The sequence below is a fragment of the Glutamicibacter sp. MOO4 genome (genome assembly GCF_056934395.1).
In genome coordinates this window covers 543,883-556,546 of the sequence record NZ_CM167800.1, presented here as the reverse complement: position 1 = coordinate 556,546, position 12,664 = coordinate 543,883, and the positions used below count along the sequence as shown (strand labels likewise).

The following is a 12,664-nucleotide window of genomic DNA, read 5'->3' as shown; positions in this document are numbered from 1 at the left end:
ACTTACGGAAAACAAAAAAGACTTCGCCGTCTACTGATTCGCTGTTCGGGCACGCCAAATCGGCACGCCTGCTTCAGGGAAATCACGAGGTAACCACAGCGGTTACGTCTTAGACGAATACGAAAGTCATACGGAAAACTCTATCAGTGAAAATTCTGCTTGCCTATATCGCTTTGATCACGTTGAATGCGCTGGTCTTTGGCCCGACGACGCACAACGATAAACTTTGGTCATGACCTCGGATCATTACTTCACCGCCAGCCCGGCTTCGGCAGACGAACGTCGCACCATTGAGGTTGAGCTTAATGGCTCGACTCGCAAGGTTCAGACGGCTTCTGGGATCTTCTCACCCACCGGGCTAGACAAGGGCACTGCTGTTCTCTTGCAATACGTCCCGACCCCGCGCGGACGCGTATTGGACATTGGCTGCGGTTGGGGACCGATTACCTTGACTGCGGCGGAGCAGTCTCCCGAATCCGAAGTTTATGGCTTAGATGTTAATGAACGTTCCATCGAACTGACGCGACTGAATGCGCAGAGTTTGGGGCTGAAAAATGTCATTGTCGGTACCCCCGATTCCGTTGACCCTCAGCTTCAGTTCGATACGATCTGGTCCAATCCCCCAATTCGCATCGGCAAGGAAGCACTACACGAGCTGTTGCTGCTGTGGCTTCCGCGCTTGGCACCGGGCGGAGATGCCTGGCTGGTAGTCCAAAAGAACCTGGGCAGTGATTCCTTGCAAAAGTGGCTTGTTGAGCAATTGCCAGCACAATGGTCGGTGACTCGCGAAGCGACGTCCAAAGCGTTCCGTGTACTGAAGGTTTCACGTCCGGCCTAAGCTGAACAGAAAAACTGCAGGACCTAGTTGAAACTAGGTCCTGCAGTTTTTTGCTTTGCTCAAAGACCTTTAGGCAGCGCCGATTACCCCGCGGCCCACAAGCTCAGCCGGGCCAGAAAGAATCGTGTCTTCTCCCCCGGCCGCATTTTCACGGAACTCTACGCCGACTACGCCTCCGGGAACTGCCACCGCCCATTGGTTGATCAATGCTGTGCCGCGAGCCCAGTAGCGGACGGCAGCTGCTGCCGCACACGCGCCAGTGCCACATGACAGCGTCTCTCCGACTCCACGTTCATGTACTCGCATGCGCACTTGAGCTACACCGTCTTCTTCGATCAACGGATCACTAGGCACCACAAATTCAACGTTGGTGCCGTTAGGTGGTGTTGGAGCCACATCTGGGGCCTGGAATAGATCAAGGCTTTCAAGCATGTCGAGGTCAGGTAATGCCACCACGGTGTGCGGGTTACCCATAGTGATGCTCAAAGCTGGAAGGGCCTGCTCCCAGCCGCGAGGCTTAACCATGGAATCGACGGACTCTGCCGTAGCTTTCTCTTCATGGATCAATCCCCATGGTCCAAGATTCACTGCATAACCATCGACAATCCGGGTAATGGTTTTGATCCCTGCGCGACTACCGATCTGGATGCTCTGACCTACCTGCAGATCGACTAATCCCTCTGCAATAAGAAAGTGAGCAAAAGCGCGTACACCGTTGCCGCACATTTCAGCAATCGAGCCATCGCCATTGCGGTAGTCCATGAACCAATAAGCGTCTGGATTCTCCACGGCCTGTGTCTGGTATCCAGAGACCTGAGCGGTGGGAACTGCACGGATCAATCCGTCACCACCAATGCCAAAGCGCCGATGGCACAGCGCTGCTACTTGCTGTTCGCTCAGGTCTAGCTGGCCTTCTGGGTCCGAGATCAAAACAAAGTCGTTTCCCGTGGCGTGACCTTTAGCGAAAGGTTGCCCAGCTAATTGTTCTAGTTCGGTGGTGTACATCGATACTCCTAGCGTGTTGGTGCTTCGCTGGCCGAGCCAACGAGGGAAAGTGCTTTACCAATCAGGTCCGGTTCAGTGGGATTCAGCCAGCTCACCCGCGGGTCAGCGTTGAACCAGGTGATCTGACGACGGGCAAATTTACGGGTGGCGATAACAGTCTGGTTGATTGCCTCAGCCCTACTGATTTCTCCATCGAGATAATCGGTGTACTGCTGATAACCGATGGCGCGTGAAGCAGTTTTTCCCTCACGTAGCCCGTGTTCGAGCAGTCCTGCAACTTCTTCGGCTAGTCCCATCGCATCCATTTTGTGTACGCGTGATTCCAATGCTTCATGCAACGCCGAGCGATCGTAATTTAGTCCGATCTGAATGGCGGGAGCAAAATACTCGCGCTGTGGCATGTATGAGCTGAAGGGTCGGCCCGAGATTTCAAAAACTTCTAATGCCCTGACAGCTCGACGCACATCAAGATTTCGCGCAGCTGAAATGGGATCAACATCAGCTAGTCTACGGCGCAAGTCTCCGTCGCCCATAGCTTGAACTTCTGCGTCCAAGCGCTGACGAACATCAGGATCGGTGGGCGGAAAATCGATCACGTCCAAGGCAGCACGCACGTAGAGGCCCGAACCGCCCACCATAACCGGGACTTTTCCGCGTGCCCGGATATTCGCAAAATGCTCTCGTGCTTGGGCTTGGAAGGTAGCCACGGAAGCTTCCTGAGTAATGGACAAGGTATCCATCAAGTGGTGCGCAACTCCGCCACGTTCGGACACAGGAAGTTTTGCTGTTCCAATATCCATGCCGCGGTAAAACTGAAGCGCATCGGAGTTGACAATTTCCCCGTCCAGTTCCTGGGCGAGGGCGATGGCTAGATCGGATTTTCCGGTGCCGGTGGGACCGACTACTGCGATGACTGGTAATTGAGAATTTCTCATTCGGCTAGCTGCGCACCTTCAAAGTTGGCATACCCAAATTTGCACGGCCAGCAGTAGAGCTAGTTCCTATACTCGGTACACCGCAGCTTTCTGCCTGCGCCCGATCCCACGCATCTCCGGCGCGCGAACGACGTAGTTCAAACTGTTCCAGGCTCGGATCTGAGACTAAGTGGAAGGCAGCTACTTCGGTAATTGGTAAGGTCACTAAATCTCCGGGTCGAGGGGTTGGTGCACCGGCCGGCACTGAGAAGTGAACAAGACGCTGGTCCTGTCCCCGACCGGCCATGCGGTGCGTTTCTTCAGACTTTCGTCCGGATTGTTCGGTAACCATAACCTCAACAGTACGGCCAAGTTGCTTGGCGTTCTCCTCTTTGGAGATCCGATCTTGCAAAGCGGTGAGACGTTCGTAGCGTTCTTGGACCACTGCTTTGGGCAGCTGATCTTCCAAAGTTGCTGCCGGTGTCCCGGGCCGCTTGGAATATTGGAAGGTGAAGGCGGAGGCGAATCGCGACGCTTCCACAACATCCATGGTCGCTTGGAAATCTTCTTCGGTTTCTCCGGGGAATCCAACAATGATGTCGGTAGTTATCGCTGCATTCGGAATTTGTTCGCGGACTTTGTCCAAGATGCCCAAGAATTTTTTGGAGCGATAGGAACGGCGCATATCCTTGAGCACCTTGTCTGAACCGGACTGCAGTGGCATGTGCAACTGTGGCATGACATTGGGAGTCTGGGACATCGCCTCGATGACGTCATCAGTGAACGCAGCAGGGTGTGGACTGGTGAACCGGACGCGTTCCAGTCCCTGGATCTCTCCGCAGGCACGCAATAATTTGCCGAAAGCTAGACGGTCACCAAATTCGACTCCGTACGAGTTTACGTTCTGACCTAAAAGAGTGACCTCAATGGCACCATCATCAACGAGTGCTTGAATCTCCGCCAGAATTTCTCCTGGTCGCCGGTCTCGTTCCTTACCGCGCAGGGAAGGAACAATGCAGAATGTGCAGGTGTTATTGCAGCCCACCGAAATGGAGACCCACCCGGCGTAAACCGACTCACGTCGCGTAGGCAAAGTGGATGGAAAGACATCCAACGATTCAAGGATCTCCAGCTCCGCCTTTTTGTTGTGCTCTGAACGAGCCAGCAACGTGGGTAGAGAACCAATATTGTGGGTGCCAAAAACGACATCTACCCAAGGTGCCTTTTTGAGGATCGAGTCTCGATCCTTCTGGGCAAGGCAGCCGCCCACAGCGATCTGCATGGTTGGACGTTCTGCTTTGATGTTTTTGAGAATACCGAGGTTTCCGTAAAGCTTATTGTCCGCATTCTCGCGAACTGCGCAGGTGTTAAAGACGACGACATCGGCGACTTCATCTTCGCGCTCTTCTGGTTTGCGGTTCAGTCCCGCGTTTTCTAACAGACCTGAAAGACGCTCAGAGTCATGGACATTCATTTGGCAGCCAAAGGTACGCACTTCATAGGTTCGCGTCGCTTCTTCAGCGGTCGAGTTGCTATTGGTTTGTTGCTCAGTCACCCGTTAAGATTACCGAAACTTCGGTGGTACAGAAATATAGGTAACCCTAGGGTGAACCCCGGCTCCCCCACCTACGGCGGTGATCTTGTCGGGCCGTCGCCTGCGTTGATCTTCCAGATAAGATAAATCAGAGTAGTCGGGTACAAGATCATCTAAGACGAGGAAACTTGGGCATGCGTAGCTCCCGAAAGCGGTCAACAAGTTCCACTCCACCGCGGCCAAATCTCTCGCGGGGCATGAAAAAATTTCATTGGTGGATGGCTTCGCTAACGGCTCTACTCGTGCTGGTCGTACCGATTACGATCGGTGTCATCCCGCCGATCGATTACAAAACAGATAAATTGCTCTTTAATATTGGGCTGATCTCGGTGCTTGTTGGCGTGTGCGTCATAAGCATCTGGGTCTTCCAGAGCGTGGATGATTGGATCTTCCGGTTGAGCAGGCATTCCAAACGGCGAGAGTGACCGCTAGATCTCAGATCCGAAGCGCTCTTCCCATTCTTCGCGAGCAACTTTAAAGGCCATACCGCCGTTGTAACCTTTACGCCCGAGCATTCCTACCAACCGGCGCAGCGACCTATCTCGATCTACCCCCATCGATTCTGGGCGTAGTTTGGCACGGACAAGTTCACGAGCTCGCTGTTCCTCAGCCTCGTCGTCAATTTGTTCGAGCGCCTCGGCCGCAAGTTCATCGTCCACGCCTTTAGAACGTAGCTCGTGTTTGATGGCTCCGCGGGCAAGTCCGCGTGAACGGGCACGAGTGACTACCCAGGACTTGGCGAATCGTTGGTCATCAACCAAATTGATCTCTGCATAGCGCTCGATGACTTCATCAGCGATCTCTTCTGGGCATTCCTTGTCCAGCAGTTTATCTTTGAGCTGCTTGGCAGTCTTGTCACCAGCCGTTAGTTGGCGAAGCAAGATACCGCGAGCTTTTTCTCGCCACTGATCATCGCTAAGCTCTTCGGGTTCTCCCGATTCACGAGCTGCCTTACGCGCAGCACGCGTCTCGCGTCGTTCTTTTTTTGAAGGTATTGCTGGCGCAGGTGTTACCGGTGCCGCAACGATGCGTTGCATGGCTTCGCGAATTTCGTCGATGCTCTCAGGTTTTTTGTCATCCTCCTGAGGCAAAGGCGCAATAATGACAGGCTTTTGCTCTGTGCTAGCTCGCGGCTCATTGGCTTTGGCAGCAAGCTTCGATTGGATTTCTTCCGGATCAGGCTTGGCCCAGTCTGGCATGTCCTCAAAGTCACCCTGAAACTCTTTGGAAACGGACGTAGCGTCCGACCCGGATTTGTATCCGGGTCGGACGCTACGTCGTTGGAAGCTTGAGCTCACTACTTGTCGCCCTCGACAACTCGCAGTTCTGTCTCGTCTTCTTCAGCTTCGTCCTTAGGTATGACGCCAAGCTTCTGCAAGATCTGACGTTCTAGTTCATCAGACAGATCTGGGTTATCGCGCAGGAAGCGACGAGCGTTTTCCTTACCCTGTCCCAGCTGGTCTCCGTCATAGGTGAACCAAGCACCGGACTTCTTGACCAGGTTGTGCTCTACACCCATGTCGATGAGGGAGCCTTCACGCGAGATTCCGTGACCGTAAAGGATATCGAATTCTGCTTGCTTGAAAGGAGGAGCCATCTTGTTTTTGACAACCTTGCAACGAGTGCGGTTACCAACTGGGTTGGTGCCCTCTTTCAAGGTTTCAATTCGACGGATATCAATACGAACCGAAGCGTAGAACTTCAGTGCCTTACCGCCGGTGGTGGTTTCTGGGCTGCCGAAGAAGACACCGATCTTTTCACGCAACTGGTTGATGAAGACTGCAGTGGTCTTCGAGTGCGAGAGGCGGCCGGTGATCTTACGCAGTGCCTGCGACATCAGACGAGCCTGAAGGCCAACGTGGCTGTCGCCCATTTCGCCTTCAATTTCTGCACGGGGAACCAAGGCGGCAACGGAGTCAATGACGATGATGTCTAGTGCGCCTGAGCCCACGAGCATATCCATGATTTCCAATGCTTGCTCACCGGTATCTGGCTGAGAAACAAGCAGGGCGTCGGTGTCCACACCGAGCTTCTTGGCGTATTCAGGATCCAAAGCGTGCTCAGCATCGATGAATGCTGCAACGCCGCCGGCCCGCTGCGCACTGGCTACAGCATGCAAGGCAACGGTGGTCTTACCCGAGGATTCTGGACCATAGATCTCCACCACGCGACCGCGTGGCAGGCCGCCAATTCCCAGAGCGACGTCCAATGCGACCGAACCGGTAGGAATTACTTCAATTGGTGCACGGGTTTCATCGCCCAAACGCATGACCGAGCCCTTGCCATAGGCCTTGTCGATTTGTCCGAGGACAGCTTCTAGAGCCTTTTCTCGATCATTATTTGCTGCCATGGTTCACCTTTGCTCGTGCAAGCCTCTAGCGACCTGCTCATGATTTATGTCCTGCTGTAGACAGTATGCTCGTCCACCGACACTTTGGACTCGGATAGCCCTCAAGTGTGGACAATCTCAGTGCGTAAGTTTTTGTTGCAGTTTCCTGCGTTGCTTCTAGGATAAGCATATCCGAACAGATGTTCGAAATTCAACACAGGGTTTTCGAAGGATCGAAAATAGAATTTTCGAATTTTCCTCCTAGGACTCCTTGGGTTCGATGTCGATACCAAGCCAGCGTTCCGCCGGAACGTCCTGGGCCAGACACAATGCTTCCCAGACCTGCTTAGGCTTGATCCCTTTGTCTATTGCCTCAGACGCCGTCAGGCTGTCCAACTCGGTCAGTGCCATGGAGTCGGCCAATACATGCGAGTACCGCTGGCCGAACTCGGCTTCCATATTGCGCCAGAAATCGCTGATTTTCACCTAGTTATTCTCCCATGACATAGGCAAGGAGCCCACGCAATACACGTGGACTCCTTGCGTGGCTCCGGTAACCCGATTACTGAGCTGCGGCAACCAAAAGACTTGTTGAATTTAGACCGAAGCCAATGGCTTGCCGGTGCTCTTGTCGGCGAATTCGTTCGCCATGTCCATTGGCACGGTATCTGGGATAGCAATACCCTCGGCTAGGGCTACGCGTTCAGAAACTTCGCGCAACATCAGGGACAGTGGAATTTCTAGTGCCACGCAGATCGAGGAAAGCAGCTCAGAAGAGGCTTCCTTCTGACCGCGCTCAACTTCGGAAAGATATCCGAGGGATACGCGGGCGCTATGCGAAACCTCGCGAAGCGTACGACCCTGGCGTTGACGGACGTCACGCAGAACATCGCCGATTTCATGACGGAGTACTACCATTTTGTGCTCCTCCTTCTCGGGCTGGACCGTATGGGCTTCTCCCATATCGCGCCAACGGACAACACCATTGACAGTAAAGGGTTGCTTGACCATAAATTTAGCCTTTGCTCCTAGGTCCATCTCGAAGATCTGTTCAATACGGGGCCAACCTTGCGACCCTGTAATTCGTACAACGGTGGGTCATACGATTTTGTTCCCTAAACTCAGCCTAATCGGAAAAATGCGACGCGTGCCACATAAAAGGCGATTTTTGCTAAATATCTCGGGAGAAATAGTATTGCGTGTCTTACTGTGAAGAAGCTTTATCTAACATGGCAGCCATCTGGTGGATGGCCGCTTGAGTGCTTTGCTCTCGAATCTGCGAGCGATCCCCCACAAAGTGGTGCTCCTTAGTCCCGGACTCAGCACCCCATGCCCATCCGATAAAGACCGTGCCTACCGGCTTCCCATCGTGAGCCTCTGGCCCGGCGACGCCCGTGGCCGAGATAGCCAGCTGCGCACCGCATGCGCGCAACGCACCCACGGCCATTTGGCGTGCAACTTCAGGATCCACTGAGCCGTTGCTCTGCAGCAAGGATGCATCCACGTTCAGTAGCTCGCGCTTGACGTCCGAGGAATAGCTAACAACTCCCCCACGCAAGACTGCGGAAGCTCCGGGCACTTCGGCCAAGCGCGCCGCGATCATCCCCGCGGTCAACGACTCCGCAGTGGCCAGCTGTACGCCTTGTTCGATCGCGGCAGCAATCACCGCGGGTGCCTGTGCCTTGAGCATGATCCGGCGCCTTACTTCTGCTTCTTAGCGGCAGCAACAAGCTGCCCGGCCTTGATGATGTACTCGACGCCAGTCACCACGGTGACCGCCAGGGTCAGTAGCATCAGGTACCAAGCCACGGTGTGCAACCAGGCAATCTCTTGAGTCCACGGCAACAGGTACAGTCCGATAACCACGGACTGCAATACGGTCTTGATCTTGCCGCCCATATTGGCCGCGATCACCCCGTAACGGATCACCACAACGCGCAGTAGGGTGATGCCCCACTCACGAACCAGGATCGCGATGGTGACCCACCAAGGCAGCTCCGCCAAGATCGAGAAGCTAACCAACGCTGCACCGGTCAGTAGCTTGTCCGCGATCGGATCAGCGATCTTGCCGAAGTTGGTTATCAACCCACGACTACGGGCCAGATCCCCGTCGAGCTTGTCGGTGTACATAGCCAGCACAAACAGCACCAGAGCAACCCAGCGCCACAGGCCTTGCTCGGAGTCATCGGCCAGCAGTGCCCACACAAAGAAGGGCACCATGATAATGCGGATGGTGGTGAGCACGTTGGCGATGTTCAGCGTCGGTACCGGTGGCTGGGCGCCTGGGCCAGCTTGCTCGCTCATGGGTATTAGTTTCTTCCTGTCAGGTCCCAGGCGTCTTCGCCAGGTTCGTCGGAGCCGTCAAAGTAGTCCACGGCTTGCTCTCGATCATCAAGGTCCTTGGCCACCAGATCCTCGGCGTATTCCGCCACCGGATCAGCGTGGTTTACGTTGGCCTCCTGGACCAAGGCAGCCTCGCTGGCCGACATGGTCGTGTTGGCTGGATCATCGCCGCGCATAGCGGCAAGGACCATCGGCAAGTCATCGGGCTGGATGAGTACATCGCGGGCCTTGGAGCCTTCAGAAGGACCAACCACGCCGCGCGATTCCATCAAGTCCATGAGCCGTCCGGCCTTGGCAAAACCAACACGCAACTTACGCTGCAACATCGAGGTGGAACCAAACTGGCTGGTCACTACAAGCTCGGTGGCTTGCAGCAATAGATCCAGATCGTCTCCGATGTCCTCATCGATCTGCTTCTTCTTCTCGGCGACCGGAATCACGTCTTCACGGTATTCAGGTGAAAGCTGGGTCTTGACGTGTTCAACCACGCGCTGAATTTCAGATTCGGTCACCCAAGCACCCTGCACACGCATCGGCTTGGAAGATCCCATAGGCAGGAACAGGGCGTCACCTTGACCAAGCAACTTTTCGGCACCTGGCTGGTCCAAGACCACGCGGGAGTCGGTGACCGAGGAGGTTGCAAAGGCCATGCGCGAAGGTACGTTGGCCTTGATCAGACCAGTCACCACATCCACCGATGGACGCTGGGTAGCGAGCACCAGGTGGATACCAGCAGCACGTGCCAGCTGGGTGATACGCACGATGGACTCTTCCACATCGCGTGGAGCGACCATCATCAAGTCTGCGAGCTCGTCAACAATCACCAAAAGGTAAGGGTAGGGCTTAAGCACTCGCTTGGAACCTTCGGGCGGGTGAACCTTGCCAGCCTTAACTGCCTTATTGAAGTCGTCGATGTGCTTAAAGCCGAAGTTGGCCAAGTCGTCGTAGCGGGTGTCCATTTCACGCACCACCCAGCCCAAGGCTTCGGCAGCCTTTTTCGGGTTGGTGATGATCGGGGTGATCAGGTGAGGCACACCCTCATAGGCGGTAAGTTCCACGCGCTTAGGGTCAACCATCACCATGCGCACCTCATCAGGGGTGGCGCGCATCAGGATGGAGGTGATCATCGAATTCACAAACGAAGACTTACCTGCACCGGTAGCACCTGCCACCAAAAGGTGAGGCATCTTGGCGAGATTCGCTACAACAAAGCCGCCTTCAACGTCCTTGCCCACGCCCATCACCATTGGGTGTTCGGTCTTGCGCGCATTGTTGCTGCGCAGCACATCACCGAGGGCGACAACTTCCTTGTCGGTATTCGGGATCTCGATACCGATAGCGGATTTGCCCGGGATCGGAGAAAGGATACGAACGTCAGAGGAAGCAACGGCGTAGGAGATGTTCTTGGCCAGCGCGGTGACCTTTTCCACCTTGGTGCCCGGGGAAAGTTCGATCTCGTAGCGGGTGACCGTAGGTCCGCGGGAGAAGCCGGTGACCTGAGCATCAACCTTGAACTGCTGCAAGGTATTAGTCAGTGCATCAACTACTACCTGGTTGGCTTCGGACGCTTCCTTGGCCGGCGGGCCGGCAGGCAGGTAGTGGTCCTCTGGCAAGGTGTATGTGACATCCCCGGAGAGCTGCAGTTGTTCGCTGCGTGCAGGGATCGGTGACTGCGGGCCGGCGGAAAGGCCAGCGGCGCGCGAGGACACCTGATCCATGGCGGAAGTGGTAGCTTCCGGCTCAGCGTTTAAGCCGATATTGGCCATGATCTCGGCCATTTCGCTTTCGGCCTTGGTCGGGCGCTTCACCCCAGGTGGTGGGCCAGCTGGCTTGGGAATCGACGTTTCGGCAATGGCCTGAGTCGCAGCTTCAGAAGCGTCTTCTGCTTCATCGTCAAAGGTTGGACGAGCGATAGCCTGAGTGGCCGCTTCATCGGCATCAAAGATCTTGCCCGAGTTGCGCTGAGCTACAGGCAATGAGGTGGTTGATGCTTCCGAGACATCAGCAGGATCGATCACTGCCTTGTCGTAGGCGACATCACCTGGACGGTCCGTACTCTCGCTACCGTGACCATCTACGTCGTAAACCTCGGTCACCTGGCGGGCCGCAGCAGCACGGCGTTCAAAGAAGCCAGGCTTCTTCTTTTTTGGAGCTGGCGTCTGGGCCTCTTCATCTGGGTAGAGGTAGGACTGGTCGTGGTCCTCGCGCGTTGAGTCAAGCTCAGGGACAGCCGCCTGACGTGCCGGACGAGTAGCGTTCGGGTCTTGGCCCAGCAAACGGTTGTAACCACCGCGGATCCGTTCAGGGATCTGGGTGAAGGGTGTTGCGGTGACAATCAGAATGGACATAAACGCCAAGAAGATGAACACTGCCATGGCCCCTGGCACGGTGATCAGCATGCCCAGTGGCGTACCCAAAATGGAGCCAACCATACCGCCGGCGTTCCACAAAAGTTCAAAGTCATCCGAGACTGAAGGAGAGCCCTTAGCCAACGATGCAATGGATGAACCGGAAAGGGTCATGATCAGCAGGCCAATACCAATACGGTTGTTGGCGGTCACTGCTTCTGGGTAGCGGAACAGTCGGAAGGCACCGACGAACAAAATCACTGGCAATAAGACTGCCATGAAGCCCAGGGTGCCACCGGCAACGGCATGCACACCTTGACCGAACCATCCTGATTCTCGCAGGCCCCACCATTCGATGATCGCTACGGTGACCGCGATGAGGGCAAGGAAGAGCCCGGTTCCGTCACGGCGAAGTTCGTAGTCAGGGTTCACCGTTCCACCGATACGGCGGAATGCGCCACCAAAGATCCGAGCGATCCCCATCCAGACGCTGCGCAGGGCGCGTAAGGGTAGGGCGAGTTCCTGTTCCGGATTCTCGGGTGTTTTCTTGGAGGGCGAAGTACCGGACGCTTTGGGTTTGCGCGTCGTCGGCTTCTTCGTCCCCTGAGACTGAGTACGTGGGGCCATAGTTCTAGAGTATCGCCAATGGCTGTATGCACCCCGAATTTACACGTCTGCTCGGGGTTTGGCAGGGGCTAGAGAAGGATCACGTACCTAGTCTTCGCCCGAGCGCTCTAAGCCCTCTGGCTACGCGAGTGGTTCAGGTTCAATCCGGCGACGATCACAAAACCAACAGCAAAACAGACAAGCAAGAATCCCAGTGCAGTCAACGTAGACGGCCACGGATCCTGCGCGTTGATTCCTAGACCAATAATCAATACTGCTGGCAGAACCCCTGCGACTACGGCGCCGAAGCCCGCAGCCACTGATTGTGTAGCCGAGGTATCTGACGCGCACTTCACGGCGTGGATCTCGATGGCCACATACATCGCGGAACAGCACAGTACTCCCATGACTATTCCGCTCAACGCTGCAATTAGAACCCATAGCCAGATGCCGCCACTGATCCAAGCCCAAAGGCCACTGCTGGAAATCTCGTCCACTGCAAATGATCCGAACATCGCAGAAAAAGCTACTATGCCAAGGACCATGCCCACCGCGCCAGAGATCATGAACATTGTTTTGGTCATGTCGGACACTGGCGCAGCGGTCATCTGGTTCATGGCTTCAGTCTAGGTTGCTCAGGTGGCGTTCACTAGTAGTTTTATTGATTTGTTCGTAACGATTTTGACA

Annotated in this window: 13 protein-coding genes; 2 read left to right on the top strand and 11 right to left on the bottom strand. The window is 55.1% G+C overall.

Features of this window, described 5'->3' with window-relative positions:
- Nucleotides 1-232 precede the first annotated feature (232 nt).
- Nucleotides 233-838 carry a class I SAM-dependent methyltransferase gene (locus tag AC1Z3F_RS02570; RefSeq protein ID WP_131089921.1) on the top strand — a complete coding sequence of 202 codons (606 nt, stop codon included), beginning with the start codon at nt 233-235 and terminating at the stop codon, nt 836-838.
- 69 nt (nt 839-907) lie between these two features.
- Here AC1Z3F_RS02570 and dapF read toward each other — a convergent pair whose 3' ends face one another.
- The 3 genes from dapF to miaB are packed head-to-tail and all read right to left on the bottom strand — an operon-like array spanning nt 908 to nt 4,312.
- Complete coding sequence (gene dapF / locus AC1Z3F_RS02565; protein WP_131089922.1) at nt 908-1,843, bottom strand: diaminopimelate epimerase; 936 nt, start codon at nt 1,841-1,843, stop codon at nt 908-910.
- Nucleotides 1,844-1,851: 8 nt separating this feature from the next.
- Complete coding sequence (gene miaA / locus AC1Z3F_RS02560) at nt 1,852-2,778, bottom strand: tRNA (adenosine(37)-N6)-dimethylallyltransferase MiaA (protein WP_131089923.1); 927 nt, start codon at nt 2,776-2,778, stop codon at nt 1,852-1,854.
- A gap of 4 nt (nt 2,779-2,782) precedes the next feature.
- A complete protein-coding gene (gene miaB / locus AC1Z3F_RS02555) occupies nt 2,783-4,312 on the bottom strand; it encodes a tRNA (N6-isopentenyl adenosine(37)-C2)-methylthiotransferase MiaB (protein WP_131089924.1) in 1,530 nt (509 codons plus the stop codon).
- A gap of 236 nt (nt 4,313-4,548) precedes the next feature.
- On the opposite strand from miaB, the gene AC1Z3F_RS02550 reads away from it, so the two are divergent.
- Nucleotides 4,549-4,776, top strand: coding sequence for a hypothetical protein (locus AC1Z3F_RS02550; RefSeq protein WP_483566519.1), 228 nt, complete (start codon nt 4,549-4,551; stop codon nt 4,774-4,776).
- 3 nt (nt 4,777-4,779) lie between these two features.
- Here AC1Z3F_RS02550 and AC1Z3F_RS02545 read toward each other — a convergent pair whose 3' ends face one another.
- The 8 genes from AC1Z3F_RS02545 to AC1Z3F_RS02510 all read right to left on the bottom strand — a co-directional run bounded on the left by AC1Z3F_RS02545 (nt 4,780) and on the right by AC1Z3F_RS02510 (nt 12,594).
- Complete coding sequence (locus tag AC1Z3F_RS02545; RefSeq protein WP_131089926.1) at nt 4,780-5,649, bottom strand: regulatory protein RecX; 870 nt, start codon at nt 5,647-5,649, stop codon at nt 4,780-4,782.
- The gene (gene recA / locus AC1Z3F_RS02540; protein WP_131089927.1) at nt 5,649-6,701 is read right to left on the bottom strand and encodes a recombinase RecA; all 1,053 of its coding nucleotides are present in this window, start codon (nt 6,699-6,701) and stop codon (nt 5,649-5,651) included. Before recA ends, AC1Z3F_RS02545 begins: the two co-directional genes overlap by 1 nt.
- A 240-nt stretch (nt 6,702-6,941) precedes the next feature.
- Nucleotides 6,942-7,166, bottom strand: a complete 225-nt coding sequence (locus AC1Z3F_RS02535; RefSeq protein WP_131089928.1) for a DUF3046 domain-containing protein — start codon at nt 7,164-7,166, stop codon at nt 6,942-6,944.
- 111 nt (nt 7,167-7,277) lie between these two features.
- On the bottom strand, nt 7,278-7,691 hold the full coding sequence (locus AC1Z3F_RS02530; RefSeq protein ID WP_131089929.1) for a helix-turn-helix domain-containing protein: 414 nt from the start codon (nt 7,689-7,691) through the stop codon (nt 7,278-7,280).
- Nucleotides 7,692-7,884: 193 nt separating this feature from the next.
- Entirely contained in the window at nt 7,885-8,370 is a 486-nt protein-coding gene (locus AC1Z3F_RS02525; RefSeq protein ID WP_131089930.1) for a CinA family protein, read from the bottom strand.
- Nucleotides 8,371-8,381: 11 nt separating this feature from the next.
- Entirely contained in the window at nt 8,382-8,984 is a 603-nt protein-coding gene (pgsA, locus tag AC1Z3F_RS02520) for a CDP-diacylglycerol--glycerol-3-phosphate 3-phosphatidyltransferase (RefSeq protein WP_262198085.1), read from the bottom strand.
- 5 nt (nt 8,985-8,989) lie between these two features.
- Nucleotides 8,990-11,998 carry a DNA translocase FtsK gene (locus tag AC1Z3F_RS02515; protein WP_131089932.1) on the bottom strand — a complete coding sequence of 1,003 codons (3,009 nt, stop codon included), beginning with the start codon at nt 11,996-11,998 and terminating at the stop codon, nt 8,990-8,992.
- A 107-nt stretch (nt 11,999-12,105) separates the two neighbouring features.
- The gene (locus AC1Z3F_RS02510; RefSeq protein WP_131089933.1) at nt 12,106-12,594 is read right to left on the bottom strand and encodes a hypothetical protein; all 489 of its coding nucleotides are present in this window, start codon (nt 12,592-12,594) and stop codon (nt 12,106-12,108) included.
- Between the last annotated feature and the right edge of the window lie 70 nt (nt 12,595-12,664).

Bases quoted from the DNA above. Each gene is read 5' to 3' on its own strand.
- AC1Z3F_RS02570 (WP_131089921.1), top strand. From the start codon at position 233: ATGACCTCGGATCATTACTTCACCGCCAGCCCGGCTTCGGCAGACGAA.
- AC1Z3F_RS02550 (WP_483566519.1), top strand. From the start codon at position 4,549: ATGAAAAAATTTCATTGGTGGATGGCTTCGCTAACGGCTCTACTCGTG.
- AC1Z3F_RS02510 (WP_131089933.1), bottom strand. From the start codon at position 12,594: ATGAACCAGATGACCGCTGCGCCAGTGTCCGACATGACCAAAACAATG.
- recA (WP_131089927.1), bottom strand. From the start codon at position 6,701: ATGGCAGCAAATAATGATCGAGAAAAGGCTCTAGAAGCTGTCCTCGGA.
- AC1Z3F_RS02515 (WP_131089932.1), bottom strand. From the start codon at position 11,998: ATGGCCCCACGTACTCAGTCTCAGGGGACGAAGAAGCCGACGACGCGC.
- dapF (WP_131089922.1), bottom strand. From the start codon at position 1,843: ATGTACACCACCGAACTAGAACAATTAGCTGGGCAACCTTTCGCTAAA.
- AC1Z3F_RS02530 (WP_131089929.1), bottom strand. From the start codon at position 7,691: ATGGTCAAGCAACCCTTTACTGTCAATGGTGTTGTCCGTTGGCGCGAT.
- AC1Z3F_RS02525 (WP_131089930.1), bottom strand. From the start codon at position 8,370: ATGCTCAAGGCACAGGCACCCGCGGTGATTGCTGCCGCGATCGAACAA.
- pgsA (WP_262198085.1), bottom strand. From the start codon at position 8,984: ATGAGCGAGCAAGCTGGCCCAGGCGCCCAGCCACCGGTACCGACGCTG.
- miaA (WP_131089923.1), bottom strand. From the start codon at position 2,778: ATGAGAAATTCTCAATTACCAGTCATCGCAGTAGTCGGTCCCACCGGC.